This window comes from Iningainema tapete BLCC-T55 (assembly GCF_014698965.1).
GTDB lineage: Bacteria > Cyanobacteriota > Cyanobacteriia > Cyanobacteriales > Nostocaceae > Iningainema > Iningainema tapete.
In genome coordinates, this window is the sequence record NZ_JACXAE010000086.1 from 26,959 (window position 1) to 47,937 (window position 20,979).

Consider the following 20,979-nt stretch of genomic DNA (forward strand, 5'->3'; position numbering starts at 1 on the left):
TAAATGATGCGGTTTGTTTTTCTTGGTTTGAACCTCTACAAAAGTTTCATACCGGGGAGGTTTTTGAGTTTATGCACTTGTTCTCAATTTCTGGGAAAAAAGTGACGAAGTAGCGATCGCACTTAAGATGATTAAGCAGCCAGAGATGTCACTTGAGGTTGATGTTGTAATGTAGTGACAGCTTTGAGAGTAACAGGTTTTGCAGTAGTGTAAGCAACAAGATCGTAGACAGCTTCCAATGCAGACTCAATCGAACCCTGTAGCCAAGCGGGATATTTAGAACAATGTTCACCAGCGAAGAATAGAGTATTTTGTGGTCTTGCTGCTTCCAAGTAGGAAATTGTATGGTTAGATTCATCGCTCATATCGTCACTCCAGTGAACAGTGCATCCACCCGCACTCCACTCGTAGTTACCCCAAGCAATGGAAGCGACATCTTTAATCATCCCCGGAGTTTGAAGTTCTGGGTGAACTTTGCCCACAATATTCTGAACGTAAGCGTGACGAGAAGATTCATCCATCATCCCCATCCGGATAGCATCATCGCCAATGGTGTAACTAGCCAGCATTGTACTACCACTATTGGGGTTGAATTTCACCGAAGGATAGTATGTTTGGCGAACACCATCACCACTAAAGGATGCACCACCGTTGATCCCTTGTTGTTCCCAAAAAGCTTGTTGGGTATGGAAAGCAACTTTGGTCGCTGGACAATATATAGTATTGTGGATGGAGTCGAGTTTTCGCTCGTCAAATCCGCTCAACTCCATCTTCCGCACGATGGAAAAGGGTATTGTGCATAATACATAGTCGCATTCGCGGGTGTGTAACTGTCCGTTTTCTATGTAATCTAATTCCACGCGATCGCTCTCAACGTGCATTGCCACGATTTTTTGGTTGCACTTAATCGGAGCTTTGATCGAACTTACCAGACGTTGGATTAATTGATCCATTCCACCTTTAAGTTGTAACAAATCGTGACTAGTTTCCACTAAAATATCAGAAAGAAACATATCTAATGCTTTGCTGCAACGAGCGCGGAAACCTGGATGATCCTGAATAAATGCTTGTAAGTCAATTTTTTCGCCATCTACACTAAAATAAGGATCTAAATCCAGTCTTTCCAATTCATCCATCAAGTGTGATTTGAGATCTTGCTCCAAACTTTCACGTAAATTACCAGGAGAGATTGTATCAACAATAGTTTTCAGCCATGCGGCAAACAGTTGAGTTTTCTCGCTGTAGCGGGAATCTGTAAAGATGCCTTGATAACGTTCGCGGAAAATGCGGGGTGCGTCTTTCATCCGGAAAATTTTACCTTCAACATTCATGAAAGCGTTTTGTTCTTCAAAAACGGTGACAAATTTACAAAGTTTGTCATCCAACCCCATTTCCGAGACATAGTGCAGTGTATGCTGGTGTGATTTAGGAATCCGCATTGCGCCAAGTTCTGCATATGGTGCATCTGGTTCATTACCAAAACGATGTGTTAAAACTCGACCACCAATGCGTGGGCTACCTTCCATTATATCTACTTCATGACCTAGCTTGGACAACTCGTAGGCAGCAACCAAACCAGCAATTCCCGCACCCAAAATGGTGATGCGCTTTCCTTTTTCAAAGTTAGCTAGTTTGCACATATCGAGCATTGTTGTAGTATCCATTTTTCTATTCCTCTTACCGTTGTTTGTTTTGTGTTCGGTGTTCCACCGCTTCATCACTTTCATACCGGAGGGGAATTTTTGTTTATGCACGCCCACTCAACTTTTGGGTAAAAAGTGAAAAATAATGTAGAGACGCGAAATTTCGCGTCTCTACATGGGTTGTAGACAATGCACAATTAAATTCGGTCGATCTCTATTAAAATTAAGTCTGATGAAGCGAATAGTTAAGGAATATTTTAGATAAGAACAGCAGTAAATAAATAACTAGTATTTTCTCACTGTACGTATTTTCATGACCCGAGAGCAAACTTTTTTAACTATCAAAATGTGGAAATCTCAGAAGAGATTTTGGTTCGGTTTAAGTCTGACTTTTGCAATTATTTATAGTCTTTTAGAGCTAAAGCAGGCGTTCGGGAGCGCTTACGTAGTACAAGATGATGCACGAGTTTATGTATCTTGGATGCAAAGATTTTTAGAGCCAGACTTGCTGCCAAATGATTTGATTAGCGACTATTTTAAATCAGTAACACCATTTGGATATGCTGCTCTCTATCAAGTAATAGCATCTGTGGGTATCGATCCACTTTACTTTAGCAAATTCTTACCAATCTTGTTGCTTTTACTGACAAATGGTTACTGTTTTGCTGTCTGTATGCAGATATTGCCAGTCCCAGTATGCGGATTTATTACTACGCTGCTGTTCAATCAAAATCTGTTAATGAGAGATGATTTAGTTTCTGCTACGCCCAGGGCTTTTATTTATCTCCTGTTTCTAGCGTTTGTGTACTATTTGCTACGACAAAACGTACTTCCATGTCTCATCGCGATCGCCCTGACTGGATTGTTTTACCCACCGTTGTTGTTTATCATAGTCGGTATCTTAATCTTGAGACTATGGCACTGGCAAGAAAAGCTCCCCCGTTTATCTCAGAATCGCCGAGATTATGTATTTAGCGTTACTGGGCTGGTACTTGCTTTGATTGTGATGCTGCCTTATGCTTTGAGTTCTACTGAGTATGGCTCTGTAGTCACACCAAATGCAGTTAAAGCATTACCAGAATTTTCTGAAACAGGACGAATACCTTTTTTTGATGATAATCCCTTCCAGTTTTGGCTATTAGGACAGCATAGTGGTATTCTGCCAAATATATTAGAACACCCACTATCCTCAATGGGGTTTTTATTCCCGATACTGCTACGCTATCCCGAACGCTTTCCTTTGGTTAAAAAAGTTACTAATATCGTACTTTTACGGAAGATTGCACTAGTATCTTTAGGGATGTTTTTTGCCGCCCATTTTACGCTTTACAAGCTCTTCGCTCCCGCACGTTATACGCGGTATACACTCAAGTTTGTCATGATTGTGGCTGCCGGAATAGCGATCGCTGTAATACTAGATGCAGTTTTTCGCACTTGCCAACAGCCTCAATTTCTCCGACGACAGTTTTTTGCCTTGGGATTAACTTTCCTATTCGTAACTGTACTCGTTTTTTATCCCCTGTCACTGCCACAGTTCCCAAACAGTAATTACGTTGTAGGTGAAGCACCAGCAGTGTATGAGTTTTTTCGGCAGCAACCAAAAGATATTCTCATTGCCGGACTGTCGCCAGAGACAGATAATCTTCCAACTTTTTCCCAGCGCTCAATCTTGGTAGGCTGGGAATATGCAGTTCCTTACCATGTCAGCTATGGGCGTCAAATTAACCAACGCGCTACGGATCTAATTCGCGCTCAGTACACTCCAAATTTGGCAGAAGTTCAAAATTTTATTCAGACGTATAATGTAGATTTTATCATGCTAGATCGCACAGCATTTACACCTGAATATATCAACACTAATCCTTGGTTTCAACAGTGGCAGATGATAGCAAAAGATATTTTAACTACACTAGAGCAGGGAATTACCCCGGCTCTAGTCAGCACACTCAAACGTTGTTCTGTAGTAGAAACTGACACATTGATTGTACTTCAGGCAGAATGTGTGATTAAAACTACGGTGTAGGGAGATTATCAATAGACACAGATTTTTTAGCCAAAAAAATACTTTTTGTCTATCAATTTATAGTACTTTGCTCTTGCCATTTTGCTTAGGAGTATGACATACTTAAATCTAAATACGGTAAATTGATAGGAATAATGATATTTAAGTAAAAGTGAGGAATGAAAAATGCTAGAAGACGCTCAGGGACTGGAAGTGACAACAAATTCGACAGAAGCGATCGCCGCCATTAACCTTTTTTGCGATCAAGCACTGGCTTACGGTAAGGACATTGAAGCGGCGATAGTTAAAGGGTTGACAGCAGACCCAAACTGTGCATTAATTCATGCCTATGCTGCAGCTTATTTCCTCTCAATGGAAAGTGGGACGAGGAAACAAGCTATACCCCATCTACAAACAGCGCACAAGTATCTAGCAGAGATTACGGAAAGAGAAAGGTTGTATGTACAGGCAATTTCTGCTTGGGCGGCAACAGAAATAGACAAAGCAATTTTATTACACGATCAAATTGCCGCCAAGTTTCCCCGTGATTTGATCTCAGTGCAGCAAGGACAGTATCACTACTTTTATTTAGGCGACAAACAGAGATTATGGAAAATTGCCGACTCTTGTTTGAGTGCAAATCCAGACAATCATTACTTGTACGGTATGGTAGCCTTTGGTTTAGAACAGTGCCATCGACTAGATGAGGCAGAAAAAATGGGTCGAAAGGCAACTGCGATGAATCCCCACAATCCTTGGGCGCATCATGCTGTAGCGCATGTGATGGAAACTCTCCAACGAGTAGATGAAGGCATCACTTGGATGGAGAGTTTTGCTGATACTTGGGAAAATTGCAACACCATGCTGTACACACACAATTGGTGGCATGTAGCCTTGTATTACCTAGAGCGAGGCGACAAAAAAAAGGTTTTGGCACTTTATGATACTCGTGTTTGGGGTCGCGCTAGCAAAGAATCTCCCAAAGATCAAGTCGGGGCGATCGCACTGTTGTTACGACTGGAATTACGCGGAGTTGATGTGGGCAGTAGGTGGCAAGATTTGAGTGATTATATATACCCTAATTTACACGAACATTCATTAGCTTTTCAAGACTTGCATTACGTCTACGCACTGGCTAGAGCAGGACACACCAACTTAGTAACGAGAATGTTGCTGAGTATGCAAAAATACGCTTTTTCTGTCAACTCTTACTTGCGGAAAAATTGGGTGGAAGTGGCAATTCCCGCCGCTCGTGGCATGGTAGCCCATGCGTATGGGGACTTTCATACAGCTCTTTTACAACTACAACCTGTTATGTTACGTTTACACGAGATTGGTGGTAGCCATGCGCAACGAGCTTTATTCGATCAGATTTACTTGGATGCTATGTGTCAAATAGAAAGTCGCAGCCAGATTCATTGCGTTGCTTGAGTAGATTCACAACAGGTGTTTTCTTCAAAATTAATTAAGGCTAAATGATCGGGGTTAGCTACTAATTCTTTTGCTACTAAAAACCCGGCGATCGTCCAAGTTTGAAATTTCCGCGCTTCTCTGCCAATCAATCTACCATTACTGCCATCGTAGTATTCTGGCCATTCATCGTAGCTAAGGCGGCTTTGAGCTAGATCGATAGCTTTGTGAGCAAGGTTAACTCGACCAGTTTTTATCGCTGCCGCCACCAATAACCAGAGTAAAACAGGCCAATGACCACCATTATGGTAAGACCACGGTTTATTTTTAGGGTCTGAACCAGTCACTAGCTTCCACTCTAAACCATCTACAGCCGGAAAACAAATTTTCATCGGCATAATGCCTACTAAGTCATGCCACCGATGTTCAATGAGATCCATAATCTTCTGGGATTCCTGCTGCTCAGCCATTGCAGTGAGAATCGCCATTAAATTTCCTAACGTAAAGAATCGAAAGTCTAATTGTGATGGTCCCAAGTTTCCACCTAAATATCCCCCAGTTTCTGGCAGCCATTCGGTTAACCAATCTGGGATTGAGTCAGGATAAATATTAAATTTATTCGCAACTTCTTTGCCAAATTCTTCGCCCTTGTAACGATAAATTTCATTTAAGCGCTTAATGTCTATCCAATAATATTCTCTGACATGATACTGAAGAGCTGCTAAACGTTTGGCAACTGAATTTAAATATTGCTCGCCGCCATTCTCTGGTAAAAGTAGTTCACTTGCTGCTCGTAAAGCTCCATAGAATAAAACTTGAATTTCCAACGGATGTCCATAGACTCCCATCCTCCGGTCAATCATGAAAGCGCCGTCTGGAACTAACATTGTTGGGTACATAGCAAACCGATGCACCAAACAAAGCTGTAAAACTAGCTTGATACCTTGCTGGAAGTCTTCTTGATGTGCCAAGGATATATCTCCCGTCGCTTTTACATAAGCTCGGAGCAAGATCATCCACCACAAGCAAGAATCAACGGGTGGAACTCTGCCAATGGCATGTTCGCCAAAATCAGCCGTCAAAGCTTCATCTCCATCCTGATTCTCTACTTTGAAGCTGGCTGGCATCAATCCCGGACCGGGTTTAAAAAAATCTATCTGGTTTTCGTGACTTTGCAAAGCTAAAGTTTCTATTAAAAAATTACGCACAACCTCAGATTTGCCACGCATGAGAAAAACTAAACCTGAAGCAACGAAGTCACGGACAAAGCATTGATCGTAGTTGAGGGCTTCCCGCTCAAGATCTTGAGCTGCTAAGGTTCCAATTGGGCGATCGCCATAGTAAATAACCGAGTTTTCCAGTAGCTTCCAAGCTTCTAGTTCTGGAGCTTCTTGAGTGGGATCAGTTTTTATACTCATTAGGGGTTTTCGATGAAATGTCCTACCTCTGTCTTAACTCAATATCTCACAGCCGCATTGTCTTCTGGTTAAAACTAGATTGCTTAACCATCTGTTTGCATCAATTTTCTTTATCAAAATGACAAGAATAAATATTTGCTTTTATGACGACAAAGATTTACATTGAAATTAATTAGGATACAAGACTAACCCAAGTAACTGTAAAAAATTATCGGTAAACTGTGATGAAAGAAGTAGATTTACATAGCTTTCTCTATCAAAGACGACGCTATTCTGGTGAATTTACACCGCAAGCTTTGGTATTTAATGCCAACCTACAAGAATTTGCCACACGAACTAGCTACATTTGCAATTTACAGACTTTAGGTAAACTTTCACAAGAAGAGTCTTACCAACAAATTAAGACTCTCTGGGAAGAATTACAACGTAGCTATCATGCTTTGCATATAGAGAAAAACACAGAAAATTAGGTAGGAATTGGCTTTAAAGAGCGAGTGCTAGCAGAAAAATTTTCTTCTAGTTTTTGGTAAGGAATGTAGACGGGCTGGAAAAAATTAGATTCATTCCAAGTGGTTTCATTAATAGCTTCTACTGAAATTACCGGGTTCCAATTAGCAGGAAAAATAAAATATTCTATCCCGTAGAGGAGTCCTTGACGGTAAAGCGCGATCGCCTCTTTTAAATCTAAAAACATAATTGGAATCCATAAGCATAAGCTGCTGCACCAGAAGTAGACAACTACTCGGTTCGTTGTGTACTCATACTGCGGGAGTGGATTTTGCAAAGGAGAAACCATGTTAAATGCAACTTATCTGTCAAAAGTTAGAACAGTCTCTATCTATCTTTTGACACAAAATTACTAGTAATAACAACTAACTCAAGATAGTTGTTAAATATGATATTTTGATTACTAATCCTATTCGATTTGTGAATTGAAGGTCAGCATAAAGCACAGGTGCACTTCGTTCGCGGTAAAAAATCAGTGGTTCATGAGCTAGAGACTGTAATTGAAGCACAATTAAGATAGGATATACACAAGCAGGTGAGGGGAGTACAGGGGTAGAGCTGTTATACTGGTGGAGGTGTTAAGGTGCAGCGAACTAAACGCGAGAACCTGCTATGGGACTTGTTTGTTGCTGTGTTCACCAGTGCTTTAGCTGTGCTGCTAGAGCTACTTTTGTCAAGATTTACTGCACCCAGTACTTCGGCACTGTTGTTCTGTGCTGTGGTAGTAAGCTCTTGGTATGGCAGTTACGCAGCGGGATTACTGACTACGCTTCTGTGTAGCTTGGCAAGTGCCTACTTCTTTTTGGTTCCAACCTATTCTCTAGCTGTTGCTACTTTAAATGGCATTGTGCAACTAAGCTTATTTGTAGGAGTGTCTTTGCTAGTGAGCGGACTCAATACCTCTGTCAAAAGGGTAGAGCGAGCAATACAGGAAAGCGACAATCTTTTGTCTGCCGTAATTGAAGAAACAACCGATGCAGTTTTTGTCAAAGATCTTCAAGGGCGCTATCAATTGATTAACGCTACGACGGCTCGGATTTTCGGCAGAACTAGAGAGGAAATCATCGGCAAAAACGATAGCGAGTTGCTTCCATCGGAAGTAGTAAAAACTATTCAAGAGATTGATCGCTTAGTTATCACAACGGGAAGAACACAAATCTTGGAAGAGAAGGTGCCAATGGCTGGCAGCATTCGCACCTATCTGTCTACAAAAGATCCCTATCGAGATGCTCAAGGCAATGTAATTGGTTTGATTGGCATAGCGCGGGATATCACGGAGCGCAAGCAATTTGAAGAAGCATTGTCCCGTTCCAATCAGCGATTGACAACGCTGCAAGAAATTGATCGCGCCATTTTGAGAGCAGACTCGGCGGAGGAAATAGCCCGAGTTGCTCTCTCCAGGATGGGGCGGGTAGTAAACTGCCAAGAGGCAATGGTGGTGCTGTTTAACTTTGAAACTAATTTAGCTCAGGTTTTGGCAGGACGGGTGGATGGCAAAGTTCCTGGCTCAGTAGTGCCTATTACTGACTTGGCGTTACCTGAACTACAACACGGGGAGCATTTCTGTTATATTGAAGACATCGGCACTATGCTTCAGCGCACACCGCTTCTAGAGCGTGCGTTTGCCGAAGGAATGCGAAGTTTTCTCAGCATGGCACTGGTAGTATAAGGCACATACATTGGCGACATCAACTTATTTGCCAGCCTTCCTTCAGCTTTTGATGCAGAAAACCGGGCGATCGCTTCTGAGGTGGCAAACCAGATTGCTGTTGCGCTCCAGCAAGCCCGACTACGGGAACAACTGCAAAGCTATGCTGATGATTTAGAACAGCGAGTTGCCGATCGCACCGCAGCCCTACAATCCGCGAACGAAAGTCTAGAAACCTTTGCCTATTCAGCATCTCATGACTTGCTAGCCCCATTGCGAGCGATGGAGGGACTCGCTCAAGCCCTCCTAGAAGATTATGCCAGTCAGCTAGATTCCCAAGGACAGATGTTTGCTCATCGCATCGTCAGTTCGGCTCAAAGGATGGAAACTCTCATCAATGATTTGCTGAAATACTCTCGATTGGCTCGTGTGGACATTAAGCTCAAACCCGTAAATTTAGCTGCTATTGTCAATGAAGTGGTCAATCAACAGCAATGTGACCAAAAGCAGCGACAGGTAACGGTTACGGTTGAACCTCCCTTCCCCATTGTCTTGGCTAATTACACGATTTTGGTTCAAGTCCTCACAAATTTGCTCGCTAATGCAGTAAAGTTTGTACCAAGCGATCGCCATCCCTGTGTGCGAATCTACGCTGAGTCTGGCGAGGACTCGGTCAGACTTTGGGTTGAAGATAATGGCATCGGCATTGCCCCAGAACACCAAGAACGGATCTTTCAAGTCTTTGAGCGACTGCACGGAGCGGACACCTACCCAGGCACAGGAATTGGACTGGCAATTGTTCGTAAAGGCATCGAACGCATGGGAGGAAGAGTGGGTGTAGAGTCACATCAAGGTAAAGGGAGCCGATTTTGGATAGAGTTAAAGATAGTGGCTAGGCAACCATTGAGCTAAAATTTACCAATTTTATAAAAACAGTTTATAATATTTGTTTAATGTATGTACTTATTATCGATGATAATTTAGACGCTCGCCTCCTAATTGCACGAGAACTGGAGCGAGAGTTTCCAGGAGTTGAGCTTGAGCAAATCATTGATGCTGCTAGTTTCGACCAAGCGTTGGCAGCAGGTAGGTTTGATTTAACAGTTACCGATTACCAACTGTTCTGGACTAATGGTTTGGAAATTCTGCGCTCGCTCAAAACGCGCTACCCGGAACGTCCGGTGATTATGTTTACCAACACCGGGACGCAAGAGATAGCAGTGGAGGCAATGAAGGAGGGGCTTGAAGATTACATCATCAAATCCCCCAAGTATTACCCCCGGCTGCGGACGGCGGTAAGATTAGCCTTGGAACGCGCCCAAGAGCGACAGCAAGCAGCCCTAACCCAATTGCGTCTAGAATCCCTGCTCAACCAACTCAATGTTGGGGTGTTTCGCGCCATCCCCGATGGACAACTGATCGAAGGCAACCCAGCATTTCTACGCTTATTAGGGGTAGAATCCTTAGCAGGGGTGGATGCCCGTCAGTTTAATGGACAGTTTTCGCGCACAGGTGGGCTTGTTCCCGGTCAGCCGCGAGAGCGACAAATCCAGTTTCGCAATACTTTGGGAGAAGACCTCTGGCTTAGCATCAGCCAGACTTTGAACACCATCAACGGACAAACTGTAATTGAGGGTGTAGTCGAAGACATGACAGGTCTAAAGCGTTCAGAAGCTTTCTTGAAACGCTATGCTCAGCGATTAGAGAACCTCCAAGAGCTAGACCGCTCCATCCTACGAGCAACCTCCATTAGTGAAATTGCTCAAGCTGCCGTAAATTCAGAGTATGAATTGATACAATGCCAACTTTTGGATGTCACGCTGTTTGACTTGGAGCGCCAACAGGCAACGGTGCTGGCAGTTCGCTCCAATGGCAATAATAAGCGCTACGGCTTCAGCGTGGGCGAAACTTTTCCTCTTCAGGATTTTAGTAATATTGAAACCTTACAACAGAATCAGGCAGTTGTCATCGAAAACTTGGCAGAGTATTCTAGGTCTACTGCTGTCCTGCAACGTCTGTTTGACCAAGGCATCCGCGCCTGGACAAATGCGCCGATTCATGCAGAAGGACGGCTGTTTGGTATCATCAACGTGGGAACAACTCAGCCCGGAACGCTTTCCAATGAGGACATGGTGATTGTTCATGAACTCGCCAATCAACTTGCCATTGCCATTGAACAAGCCCGCTTGCGAGAGGAACTGCACCGCTATACCACAGAACTCGAACAAATTATCAGCGAACGGACGCAACAACTGCAAGAAGCTAACGAGGATTTGGAGACTTACGCTTATTCAATTTCCCACGACTTGCGCGAACCTTTACGGGCAATGCAGGGATTTGCCCAAATCCTCATGGACGGGTATGCAGAAAATCTCAACTCTGTTGCACAGCATTACCTCAACCGTATCCTGAAAGCGGCTGAACGGATGGATACACTCTTAGGTGACCTGCTGGTCTACAACCGCCTCAATCGCCTGAATTTACCAGTGCGATCGCTTAATCTCAGTTTAGCAGTTGCCGATGCCCTCGCTCAACTAGAGTTAAAAATCCAGGAACATCAGGTACTCTTGACAATAGAAGAACCCTTGCTCTTTGCCACCGGACACTACCAAAGCGTCGTACAAATTATAGCCAACCTGATCTCAAACGCAATTAAATTCGTTCCTCCCGGTACTCAGCCCCAAATACGCATTTGGACACAGCAGCGCGAAGGCTGGGTACGGTTGTGGGTGGAAGACAATGGCATTGGCATTGCTCCTCAGTATCACAAGCGTATCTTCAATCCCTTTGAGCGTCTGCACGGCGAGGAAACCTACCCTGGTACAGGAATTGGACTGGCGATCGTGCGTCGAGCCATTGAACGCATGGGTGGACAAGTGGGCGTGGAATCAGGCGTTGGACGGGGAAGTAGATTTTGGTTCGAGCTAATAGCTGGAAATAATTCTTAAGTAATAGATATTCAAAATGCCATCTTATGATATATTTTATAGGATTTACATTTGAACAGTTAATCTGAAAGTAATTGCGGATTACACGCAAATGTTTGAGTTTAATAGATGCAGATGATCCGCATTTTACTGGTCGATGACAATTCGGACGATCGCCTTCTCGTTATCCATGAGTTACAAAAGGTATTCTCTGATTTACATATTCAGGAAGTTGGCGAAGCCAGCCAGTTGACTCAGGTGCTAGAGGCAGGAAATTTTGATCTAGTCATTACTGATTACCAACTCCACTGGAGCAATGGTTTAGAAGTTCTACGAGCGGTATTGTCCCGGTTCCCTGCGTGTCCTGTAATTATGTTTACCAGTAGCGGTAATGAGGAAATTGCAGTCGAGGGGATGAAAATGGGGCTGAGCGATTACATTCTCAAAGGACGGCGACTGTCTCGCTTACCTATTGTAGTTCAGGAAAGTCTGGAGAAAGCCAAACTCAAGAAGCAGTATTCGGATGCTGTTTTTGCATTACGCATATCTGAGGAACGGTATCGCATCATTTCGGAACTTACTTCGGATCTTGCTTACGCCTACCGCCTTGAAGCTGACGGCACACTGATCAGGGAGTGGATCACAGAAGCTTTTTCTCGCATTACAGGGTATACCATTGAAGAAGTAGATTATATTGACGGCAAGCTAAGCATAATTAATCCAGATGACAGGGCAGACGTGTTGCAACGCCAAAAGCAACTGCTTTGCGGTCAAACTGATGTAAGTGAATTTCGCATCATCACCAAAAGTGGAGAAGTACGTTGGCTGCAAAACTTTGCTTATCCGCTTTGGGATGAAACACAAGGGCGTGTCACACGAATTTATGGCGCAGCACGAGACATCACCGAGCATAAACGCTCAGAAGAAGCGCTACGAAAGCAGGCACAGGAGCTAGCAGAAGCAAACCGTCTCAAAGATGAGTTTTTGGCAAACCTCTCCCATGAGCTACGCACTCCTCTTAATTCTATTTTGGGGTGGGCGCGGGTTCTCCGCTCCAGAACGGTTGATCCAGCCACCGCTAGTCGTGCCCTGGAAACCATTGAGCGCAATGCTAGAAATCAGACGCAGCTGATTGAAGACATTTTGGATATGTCACGGATTATACAAGGCAAGCTGCGGTTGAACATTTACCCAAACAACTTAATCGAAATTACTGCGGCTGCAATTGAATCAATGCGCCCAGCAGCACAAGCAAAAGCAATTCGACTTGAAGCTAGGCTCAATGCATCAGTCAAAATGTTTCCCTGCGATCCAAACCGTTTGCAACAAGTGATATGGAATCTGCTCTCCAATGCGGTTAAATTCACCCCAGAAAAAGGACTGATCGAAGTTCAGCTAGAGCGTGTTGATTCATCTGTGATTATTAAGGTAAGTGACACAGGTATTGGTATTAGTGCTGACTTTTTACCCTACGTGTTTGACCGCTTCCGTCAGGCAGATAGCTCTACAACCAAGTCTCATAGCGGTTTGGGACTGGGACTGGCGATTGTGCGACAGTTGGTAGAACTACATGGCGGAACTGTCGAGGTCGAAAGCCCTGGAATTGGGTGCGGAGCAACTTTCACAGTCAAGCTGCCGCTCTTGGTTGAACCAAAACAATCCAGTTATGGTTAAAATGGGTAGCACAAAGCTACCTACCTTAGCGGACATACATTTCCAGCAGTGGTTTGTACTCTTCCAACTCTACTGCGGCAAAACGTTGAACTCCCACTTGTGTCATTGCCGCTTTTAGTTCTGCATCTGGCTGAAGTAGTGCCAACTGAAGCTGGTGAATCAAGGATGTACCGAGATGCTGGGCGGCAACCATGGGTGGCATAGGTGAAGGACCAAGTACTTCTACTACTCGTAAATGTTGAGCTAGTTCAGGAAAGTCGCGCAGTTCTTGTTCTAATACAACACTATCAATTGCGGCACAATCAGCTAAACCATCCATAACCCAGTCAATTGAATGTTGGTGCGCTCCTGATTGGATCGCCTTGCTGAAAAAGTTTTGCGGATGTTCGTATTGGAGTAGGCGATCGCGCAGCAAATTATAGCCACTATTTGAACCTAAATCATTGTAGCAAAAAGTTTTACCCTTCAAATCCGCAAAAACTTTTAGATCGCTGGCTGCATTAACAATTACATCTGAAAAGTAAATGGGACGGTTTTGATAGCGTGGAGAAACCATCACCGGGGCAACCAATGTCTGCAATTGATTTGGTACAACTTGACAATAACGAATCAGCGGTAATCCACAAAGGAATGCTAAGTCTAACTTATCTTGTAATAGCAAGGGATCTTCTAACGAATCACATTCACACGAATGAAGCTGTGTTTCTATCCCTAATGCACGATTTAGATAAGCCAAAACTGCTTCGTAAAAGCCAAACCAATTAGGGGCTAGGTAATACACAACTTGCAATTTTTTTGAACCAATTAACATAATTCTTAATATATTAGCGAGGATTAGCGATTTTCATGTAGAGACCGTACAGTACTGTCTCTACAATGTGGTTGATAATTAATCGCTTAAACGTTGAGCGCCTGGTTGCCCATTTTGCACAACAAACGAAGCTAAGGTGCTGATTGAGGCATTTGGCTCACGGATGGTTGAGACAACGCGGTAGTCACTTTGCCAACGCTCATTATTAATATTACAGCGGACGTAGCCACGGAATGCACCGTCGAAGAATTTAGTGTGGGGATTGTCGCGCAAAGCTGCTTGAACTGGGGGAATGAATTGTGCAGGGAAGTCAGAGCTAATTGAAGTTCCGACAAACTCCGTACCGACAGTAGCTGAGTTCGGGTTACTGAAGTCAACCTTTAAATCGTGTACCCAACTGGAATGAATGTCGCCAGTAATTACCACAGGGTTAGATGGTTTGCGTTGGTCTAAAAAGTTTATGATTCGATTACGTGCCGCTACGTACCCGTCCCACTGATCCATGTTGAATACTTCTGTTTCTGGGGTGGCATCAAAGTCGTATTCAGCAAACATCACCTGTTGAGCAATTACGTTCCAACGGGCAGATGATTTGTCTAATCCCTGTAATAGCCACTGCTCCTGCTCGGAACCAGTCAAAGTAGCATTTGGATCGAAGGCTTCAGCGCAGCGCGGCTTGAGTCCATCATCGCATGGTTGATCGGTACGGTACTGGCGAGTATCTAGTACGTTAAATTCAACTAAGTTACCAAAAGTGAACCGTCGATAAAGTAGTAAGTTCGGTCCGTTGGGTAGCGAAGATTGGCGCAGAGGCATGTGTTCGTAGTAAGCTTGGTAAGCATTGGCTCTACGAATTACAAACTCCTCTTGGCTTTGGTTCTCTTCGGGAATTAAGCCGGCGTAGTTATTTTCAACTTCATGATCGTCCCAAGTAACTATCCAAGGGAAGGCTGCATGAGCTGCTTGTAGATTCGTGTCGGTTTTGTACAAAGCGTGGCGGTTACGGTAGTCTTCTAAAGTAACAATTTCTGGACTATTATGTTGGCGTGGTCCACCTGGTTCTGGTCCGTACTCGTAAATATAATCACCAAGGTGAACTACGAGGTCGAGTTCTTCGTCAGCTAAATGCTTATAAGCTGTGTAGTAACCGTTTTGCCAGTCTTGACAGTTGGCGAAAGCAAAGTTTAGTTGTTGGCTGGAGGTATTGAATCCAAAAGCTGTACGAGTCCTCCCGATAGGGCTAACTTCACTACCTACTTTAAATTGATACCAGTACCAGCGGTTAGGCTGTAGTCCACGTACATCAACGTGTACTGAGTGGGCAAATTCTGGAGTTGCGATCGCTTTCCCCCGGCGTACAACTCTTCTCATGTTTTCATCCAGAGCTACCTGCCATTCGACAAGAATATTTTCTTGTGGCATCCCACCTGCGTTAAGTGGATCGGGAGCCAGTCTAGTCCATAATACAACGCCATCTGGCAGTGGATCTCCGGAGGCTACACCTAGACTGAATGGATAAGCAGAAAAACTTGGGGCAGGATTGATTTTTCTCGTCCTGGCATTGGCTATTTGTGCGGTTTGAGCGATCGCTAACCCAGTTAAAAATCCAGCACCTTGCAAAAAGTTCCGTCGTGATAGTAATCGCTCTAAATGCTTGCGTTCCATACTGACTCGTACCTTGATTTGAACATAGTTTGCGTTTGTGCAAGAAGAACTTACCAATTCATCACCAAATAGGCATTAAGGGAAAGTTAAAGTTAAGTCTTGGTAAAAGTTACAATCATGAATAAGAAAGCAAATCCTAAATCAAGTGTGCTATATGACACCAGCCACACCTACGGCAGAATTTGTTGATGTACTAACACAAGCTGCGTCTACGTTTCAAGGACAGATGAGCGCTCGCCCATTCGCTTCAGAGGTAGTGAATGCGTTGCTACAAGCAGAAAAAGCTGCTAAACAACAAAAGTTGGTATATCCCTTTGCATCTTTACTCGGTAAATGGCAGCTATGCTTTGCTACTGGGACAAAGAAAGTGAGAGAAAGAGGGGGAATTATTTTGGGTAAAGGTTTTTATGTACCCAAGTTGGTAAAGATTTATATTTCCTTTGATGCAAAGTTGAAACAAGCTTCAGGTAAAGGAGAAATTGGCAATCAGGTGGAATTGGCAGGAATGTTGTTGAAACTAACCGGACCGTGTCAATACTTAGGTAAGAAAAATTTACTGGCTTTTGACTTCACCCAAATACAAGTTGGTCTTTTTGGTCGTATAATATACAAAGGTCAGGTACGCGGAGGTGAAGCGAAAGCTCAAGATTTTTATGATCAAGCGATCGCCAAACAACCCTTTTTTGCATTTTTTTTGGTCACAGAAGACTTGATTGCAGCCCGTGGGCGTGGTGGTGGACTAGCACTTTGGATTCGCTCGTAAACGAAAAAGGCTTTTTTTGAACTTATACTCGCAACTTGACCAAAAAATATCTACCATTAGTATGATGTAAATAGACATCATAAGTGGGTAGAAAGTATACGTGACAACAAAGCTACATTCTTTTTTGTTACTTAACTGGTTTTCTACTCCCCTTAGTGGTACACAAAATTACACCTTTAGGAGGGTAATTATGGCTAGAGCGATCTCGGTGCAGCTACAGAAAAACTTGAACGAAGTTAACTACCCAATCAGCAAAAAAGACTTGATTAAGTATGCTGAACAAAAAGGTGTTGATGAGCGGGTTCTAAGAACTTTGAAACAGATACCTTCACAACAGTATGAAACGTCAGCGGCTGTGAGCGAAGCTGTCGGCAATGTTCAATAATTGAGTACTCACCGCGATACAGCAAATTGCAAGTTAATGGCACCCCACCCGAACCCTCCCCGATCCTCGGGGAGGGCTGGGTGGGGTAGTGTACCTCACTAAGATGAAAAGCGCGATAATTGCTTTACGATTATCGCGGGAGTTTGCCGTTGGCATGAGTTACAGGTGCAGGTGTTTAAGTTGGCTTACATCTAAAACTTGACAGCAGGAAGATATTATGCATTAAATTCTTTGGCTGCATGAACCTGTGATAGTCTCAAAAAAGACTCTTTATCGTTGTGTAGGTAGTAGACTTGGGCTTCTACAACAGTCTCAATTCGTACTAGGCAGCAGCTTTACTAATACTAACCAGCGTTTTGCATTTGATCCCAATAGTTCTATTTTGTCCTTTGACGCAGATGGTAGTGGCACACAATTTTCTGCAGTGGAAATTGCTAGAGTAAACGGCGTTAACAGTCCTCAAATCATCGAAGTAATTGCTTAAAGTTTCAACAGGGTGCGCTATGTAAGGGCGAACGGTCGTTCGCCCTTACTATTATGACTAGGAGCAAAAAGTTGGATAATAAGTAACTCGCTTCGCTCCAAGTCAAATCATGGGCGGCGCTGGTGTCCGTTGGCTATCCACAAAATAACCAACTGGCGAGTAGTCCTTCCGAACAAGTGAAGGTATGGTAAATCAAGGGCTTTGGCACTTCCGCGTAGAGGATAACTATCCGCGTGCGGTAAGTACTAGATCGTCGGTTAAAAATGTCGCGAGTCGCTGCGCCCTCTACAGCTTGGAGGGACTACCGAAAAAATCAAAAAAATTGTGCATAAGTTCATTTTGACAGCACCTATATATATAATTTACAAAATGAAATTAATTAAAACTATCGTCTATCTTTAGAGATATTTTTTATTGTTTATCCCCAAAAAATAACCAGTCTATAGCCAGTTATGCAAAAATACTATTTAGTTACTCACAAAGTTCGGAAGCAAGTCTAAAAATGGGTTTTGCTGAATTGATATATGGATTGTGAAAATCAAGACGTGACATATCGTGTCTGTAGAAGTTTTCGGGAAAATTACAAATTTGTGATTAAACGTAATTCATTATTTAATTCAGTAACACGGAAATCAGGGCGTTGCTAAATTTGACATGAATTATGGTTGTAGTACGAGGTTCGATTTCCTGAAAATCCCTGTAGAGACTTTGCAGGCAACGTCTCTACATCAATGGGAATTTTGAAATTCATATCTTGATTCAGCAACGCCGAAATCAGTAGTTAAATTATCCAAGTTGAAATGTTAGAATTCTGGTCAAACCTGTTTACCAGTAAACAGTTTATCCCTCACGGACATTGCTACCTTTGGCAATCAGAGTTGGTATGGCTACATATCATATCTGACTCACTGATTGCGCTTGCTTATTACTCAATCCCAATCACGCTAGTATATTTTGTCCGTCAGCGGCATGATTTGCCTTTTAACTGGATATTTTTGCTGTTTAGCTCCTTCATTGTTGCCTGTGGTACTACCCATATAATGGAGATTTGGACGCTTTGGCATCCAACGTATTGGCTTTCAGGGTTGCTTAAAGCCGTCACAGCTATTGTCTCTGTTTATACAAGCTTAAATCTAATACCATTAGTACCTCAAGCACTAGCGCTTCCTAGTCCGGCACAGTTGGAGAAAGCAAACCAAGAATTGCAGTATCAAATTACGCAGCGCAAAATCGCTGAGTCGGCGCTGCAATTAGCTAATGAACAGTTGGAAACAAGGGTAAAAAACCGGACTTTAGAACTAGCACGCATTAATGAGGAATTGAAAACAGAAATTGCCGAACGCTCTCGAGTGGCATCAGAACTGAAGGTGAGCGAGGAGCGATTTAGAGCCACATTCAATTCTATAGCGATCGGTATTGCGCATGTGAATACAGATGGCAGATGGCTACTAGTAAACCAAAAGCTTTGTGAAATTGTTGGTTATACGCTTTCTGAATTACAGTCGCTAACTTTTCAAAGTATTACCTACCCCGATGACCTTGATGCAGATTTAGAGTACTTTCGCCAACTATTGGCAGGTCAAATTCCAACTTACTCCATGGAGAAGCGATACATCCACAAAAATGGTTCTTTAATCTGGATTAATCTTACCGTATCGCTTGTGAGTGAGTCAAATGGCGAACCAAAGTATTTTATTGGATTTATGGAAGAGATCTCTTGGCGCAAGCAAGCAGAGAAAGTACAGCAAAAGTTACAACAACGACTGCAAACCCTTTCTAGCAAGTTAATTGAAGCGCAGGAGGCTGAGCGGCGTCAGCTTGCCCGTGAATTACATGATGAAATTGGTCAAGCATTGACGGCAGTGAAAATCAATTTGCAAACCTTACCCTATTTATCTACTTCCAGTAATCTGCCATCATTATTACAGGAAAGTATTGGCATTGTGGAAATTGCTCTCCAGCAAGTACGCAGCCTCTCACTCGATTTGCGCCCCTCACTACTAGATGACTTGGGACTAATCCCTGCGCTGCGTTGGTATGTAGATCGTCAAACTCAACGCGCTGGAATCATTGGAGAATTTGTAGCCGAGCAAATAGATACTAAGCTATTGCCAAATTTGCAAACCACCTGCTTTCGCGTTGTTCAAGAAGCATTGACAAATGTAGTGCGACATGCTAAAGCACAACGAGTAACTATTGAATTGTGGCAGAGTGAGACTCTATTACATCTAGAGATCCGAGATGATGGCGTTGGGTTTGATGTAGATGCGGCACGAGAAAGAGCTACACGAGGTGGAAGTTTAGGTTTGTTGGGAATGGAAGAGCGTGTTTTGCTGGCTTGTGGTAATATTAACATTGAATCTAGGCAGCAACACGGTACTAAGATTCATGCGTGGTTTCCTATGGAAACAGCTAGTCTAGATGCGGTGACAAAATGACAACAACCCCTTTAATTCGCGTTTTACTAGCCGACAATCATACCCTCCTTCGTGCTGGACTGCGTGCTATTTTAAAAAATATTCAGGGTATACAAGTGGTTGCAGAAGCTGGTGATGGGCGTGAGGCTTTACAATTGATTGCAGATGATCAGCCCGATGTGGTACTGATGGATATTGCGATGCCAGATATGAATGGCTTGGAGGCAACAGAGTGTGTAGTGAAGGAATTTCCTCATGTGCGGGTGATTATGCTTTCTATGCACGCTAACGAGGAATATGTTGCGCTGGCATTACGCAATGGTGCAATTAGTTATGTCCTTAAGGATGCAGATGTAAGTGAACTTGAACTGGCAATTAGATCTAGCTTTCAAGGTGAAACTTATCTCAGTCCAGCAGTTTCTCATTGTAGGAGCGATTTGCAAACAGAGGTACAATTAACATCACGCCAGCGTGAAATTTTGCAGTTGATTGCTCAAGGACGAACAACAAAAGAGATTGCCCAGTTGCTTTTTATTAGTGTGAAAACTGTTGAAACTCATCGAATGCAACTTATGAAACGACTAAATATTTATGATGTACCAGGTTTAGTGCGCTATGCCATTCGCATGGGGTTGGTGATTCTCAATGATTGAAGAATACGCAAGCCACTACTTTTGTCCTCAAAACTCAGGGTTTTCCTGATTGAATTTTCATCGGGAGTTAGCATAATCTATAAATAAGGTTAATCCCACTGCTAATTCTCACAATCAGCTATGAATACAAATTTGATTTGTCGGGAGGCAATCAAATGCGTTGCTTAGCATCTACTAATAAGTCTATGTCTCCTCTGAGCATTCTTTTAGTGGATGACAGCCCCGTATTTCTCTTGTCTGTTAGCCGCTTTTTATCTATGGATGAGCGACTTTCGATTGTTGGGTGTGTTCTTTCTGGCGAAGATGCGGTAGAGGAAGTGCAGCGATCGCATCCCGATGTGGTACTCATGGATATAGCTATGCCGATAATGAATGGTTGGGAAGCAACACGCCTGATTAAGGCACAGCCCAAACCACCATATATCGTCATTTTATCTTCAAATGATAGCCGCGAATACCATGCTACATCTGTCGCTGTCGGTGCAGATAGCTTTATCCCCAAATCGGAAATAGCTATTATGTTAAAGCCTTTATTACTGAACATCTATTCAAATCATAATCACAAATTTTGA

18 protein-coding genes are annotated in these 20,979 nt (G+C 43.2%); 13 read left to right on the forward strand and 5 right to left on the reverse strand.

The window, feature by feature from the left end:
• Positions 1-131: 131 nt before the first annotated feature.
• Positions 132-1,664, reverse strand: a complete 1,533-nt coding sequence (locus ICL16_RS28140; protein ID WP_190834780.1) for a flavin monoamine oxidase family protein — start codon at positions 1,662-1,664, stop codon at positions 132-134.
• A 292-nt stretch (positions 1,665-1,956) separates the two neighbouring features.
• Here ICL16_RS28140 and ICL16_RS28145 point away from each other — a divergent pair, with 292 nt between their 5' ends.
• Both ICL16_RS28145 and ICL16_RS28150 read left to right on the forward strand, forming a co-directional pair.
• On the forward strand, positions 1,957-3,666 hold the full coding sequence (locus ICL16_RS28145; protein ID WP_202895759.1) for a hypothetical protein: 1,710 nt from the start codon (positions 1,957-1,959) through the stop codon (positions 3,664-3,666).
• A gap of 165 nt (positions 3,667-3,831) precedes the next feature.
• Positions 3,832-5,076, forward strand: a complete 1,245-nt coding sequence (locus ICL16_RS28150) for a tetratricopeptide repeat protein (RefSeq protein WP_190834782.1) — start codon at positions 3,832-3,834, stop codon at positions 5,074-5,076.
• Here ICL16_RS28150 and ICL16_RS28155 read toward each other — a convergent pair.
• Positions 5,061-6,473, reverse strand: a complete 1,413-nt coding sequence (locus ICL16_RS28155) for a glycoside hydrolase 100 family protein (RefSeq protein ID WP_190834784.1) — start codon at positions 6,471-6,473, stop codon at positions 5,061-5,063. The two genes, ICL16_RS28150 and ICL16_RS28155, sit on opposite strands and share 16 nt — an antisense overlap.
• 224 nt (positions 6,474-6,697) lie before the next feature.
• Between ICL16_RS28155 and ICL16_RS28160 the strand changes: the two genes are divergently transcribed.
• Positions 6,698-6,943, forward strand: coding sequence for a DUF7219 family protein (locus ICL16_RS28160; protein ID WP_190834786.1), 246 nt, complete (start codon positions 6,698-6,700; stop codon positions 6,941-6,943).
• Here ICL16_RS28160 and ICL16_RS28165 read toward each other — a convergent pair.
• Complete coding sequence (locus ICL16_RS28165; RefSeq protein WP_190834788.1) at positions 6,940-7,167, reverse strand: hypothetical protein; 228 nt, start codon at positions 7,165-7,167, stop codon at positions 6,940-6,942. The two genes, ICL16_RS28160 and ICL16_RS28165, sit on opposite strands and share 4 nt — an antisense overlap.
• 396 nt (positions 7,168-7,563) lie before the next feature.
• Here ICL16_RS28165 and ICL16_RS46080 point away from each other — a divergent pair, with 396 nt between their 5' ends.
• The 4 genes from ICL16_RS46080 (at position 7,564) to ICL16_RS28180 (ending at position 13,229) form a co-directional block, all read left to right on the forward strand.
• Positions 7,564-8,649, forward strand: a complete 1,086-nt coding sequence (locus ICL16_RS46080) for a PAS domain-containing protein (RefSeq protein WP_337907135.1) — start codon at positions 7,564-7,566, stop codon at positions 8,647-8,649.
• Positions 8,650-8,730: 81 nt separating this feature from the next.
• The gene (locus tag ICL16_RS46085; RefSeq protein ID WP_337907136.1) at positions 8,731-9,540 is read left to right on the forward strand and encodes a sensor histidine kinase; all 810 of its coding nucleotides are present in this window, start codon (positions 8,731-8,733) and stop codon (positions 9,538-9,540) included.
• A 41-nt stretch (positions 9,541-9,581) separates the two neighbouring features.
• Complete coding sequence (locus ICL16_RS28175) at positions 9,582-11,576, forward strand: ATP-binding protein (RefSeq protein WP_190834790.1); 1,995 nt, start codon at positions 9,582-9,584, stop codon at positions 11,574-11,576.
• Between the two features lie 108 nt (positions 11,577-11,684).
• Entirely contained in the window at positions 11,685-13,229 is a 1,545-nt protein-coding gene (locus tag ICL16_RS28180) for a sensor histidine kinase (RefSeq protein WP_190834792.1), read from the forward strand.
• A gap of 25 nt (positions 13,230-13,254) precedes the next feature.
• Here the strand turns inward: ICL16_RS28180 and ICL16_RS28185 are convergent, their stop codons facing one another.
• Together ICL16_RS28185 and ICL16_RS28190 are read right to left on the reverse strand one after the other, a co-directional pair.
• Entirely contained in the window at positions 13,255-14,040 is a 786-nt protein-coding gene (locus tag ICL16_RS28185; RefSeq protein ID WP_190834795.1) for a PhnD/SsuA/transferrin family substrate-binding protein, read from the reverse strand.
• 78 nt (positions 14,041-14,118) lie between these two features.
• Positions 14,119-15,705: an alkaline phosphatase D family protein gene (locus ICL16_RS28190; protein ID WP_190834797.1), complete on the reverse strand. Its 1,587-nt coding sequence runs from the start codon at positions 15,703-15,705 to the stop codon at positions 14,119-14,121.
• A 154-nt stretch (positions 15,706-15,859) separates the two neighbouring features.
• On the opposite strand from ICL16_RS28190, the gene ICL16_RS28195 reads away from it, so the two are divergent.
• The 6 genes from ICL16_RS28195 (at position 15,860) to ICL16_RS28220 (ending at position 20,979) form a co-directional block, all read left to right on the forward strand.
• Positions 15,860-16,468, forward strand: coding sequence for a hypothetical protein (locus tag ICL16_RS28195; protein WP_190834799.1), 609 nt, complete (start codon positions 15,860-15,862; stop codon positions 16,466-16,468).
• Between the two features lie 190 nt (positions 16,469-16,658).
• Positions 16,659-16,853: a DUF2795 domain-containing protein gene (locus ICL16_RS28200; protein ID WP_190834801.1), complete on the forward strand. Its 195-nt coding sequence runs from the start codon at positions 16,659-16,661 to the stop codon at positions 16,851-16,853.
• 247 nt (positions 16,854-17,100) lie between these two features.
• On the forward strand, positions 17,101-17,337 hold the full coding sequence (locus ICL16_RS28205) for a hypothetical protein (RefSeq protein ID WP_190834803.1): 237 nt from the start codon (positions 17,101-17,103) through the stop codon (positions 17,335-17,337).
• 800 nt (positions 17,338-18,137) lie between these two features.
• Positions 18,138-19,775 carry a sensor histidine kinase gene (locus ICL16_RS28210; RefSeq protein ID WP_190834804.1) on the forward strand — a complete coding sequence of 546 codons (1,638 nt, stop codon included), beginning with the start codon at positions 18,138-18,140 and terminating at the stop codon, positions 19,773-19,775.
• Positions 19,772-20,407 (forward strand): response regulator, encoded by a 636-nt coding sequence (locus ICL16_RS28215; protein ID WP_190834806.1) that lies wholly within the window; start codon positions 19,772-19,774, stop codon positions 20,405-20,407. The genes ICL16_RS28210 and ICL16_RS28215 overlap by 4 nt, the downstream gene beginning before the upstream one ends.
• Positions 20,408-20,562: 155 nt before the next feature.
• Positions 20,563-20,979, forward strand: coding sequence for a response regulator (locus tag ICL16_RS28220; protein ID WP_238360987.1), 417 nt, complete (start codon positions 20,563-20,565; stop codon positions 20,977-20,979).

Excerpts from the sequence above, each read along its gene's own strand:
- ICL16_RS28140 (WP_190834780.1), bottom strand. The coding sequence starts at position 1,664 with ATGGATACTACAACAATGCTCGATATGTGCAAACTAGCTAACTTTGAA.
- ICL16_RS28145 (WP_202895759.1), top strand. The coding sequence starts at position 1,957 with ATGACCCGAGAGCAAACTTTTTTAACTATCAAAATGTGGAAATCTCAG.
- ICL16_RS28200 (WP_190834801.1), top strand. The coding sequence starts at position 16,659 with ATGGCTAGAGCGATCTCGGTGCAGCTACAGAAAAACTTGAACGAAGTT.
- ICL16_RS28185 (WP_190834795.1), bottom strand. The coding sequence starts at position 14,040 with ATGTTAATTGGTTCAAAAAAATTGCAAGTTGTGTATTACCTAGCCCCT.
- ICL16_RS28150 (WP_190834782.1), top strand. The coding sequence starts at position 3,832 with ATGCTAGAAGACGCTCAGGGACTGGAAGTGACAACAAATTCGACAGAA.
- ICL16_RS28180 (WP_190834792.1), top strand. The coding sequence starts at position 11,685 with ATGCAGATGATCCGCATTTTACTGGTCGATGACAATTCGGACGATCGC.
- ICL16_RS28195 (WP_190834799.1), top strand. The coding sequence starts at position 15,860 with ATGACACCAGCCACACCTACGGCAGAATTTGTTGATGTACTAACACAA.
- ICL16_RS28175 (WP_190834790.1), top strand. The coding sequence starts at position 9,582 with ATGTATGTACTTATTATCGATGATAATTTAGACGCTCGCCTCCTAATT.
- ICL16_RS28210 (WP_190834804.1), top strand. The coding sequence starts at position 18,138 with ATGTTAGAATTCTGGTCAAACCTGTTTACCAGTAAACAGTTTATCCCT.
- ICL16_RS28155 (WP_190834784.1), bottom strand. The coding sequence starts at position 6,473 with ATGAGTATAAAAACTGATCCCACTCAAGAAGCTCCAGAACTAGAAGCT.
- ICL16_RS28215 (WP_190834806.1), top strand. The coding sequence starts at position 19,772 with ATGACAACAACCCCTTTAATTCGCGTTTTACTAGCCGACAATCATACC.
- ICL16_RS28190 (WP_190834797.1), bottom strand. The coding sequence starts at position 15,705 with ATGGAACGCAAGCATTTAGAGCGATTACTATCACGACGGAACTTTTTG.
- ICL16_RS28165 (WP_190834788.1), bottom strand. The coding sequence starts at position 7,167 with ATGTTTTTAGATTTAAAAGAGGCGATCGCGCTTTACCGTCAAGGACTC.
- ICL16_RS28220 (WP_238360987.1), top strand. The coding sequence starts at position 20,563 with ATGCGTTGCTTAGCATCTACTAATAAGTCTATGTCTCCTCTGAGCATT.
- ICL16_RS28160 (WP_190834786.1), top strand. The coding sequence starts at position 6,698 with ATGAAAGAAGTAGATTTACATAGCTTTCTCTATCAAAGACGACGCTAT.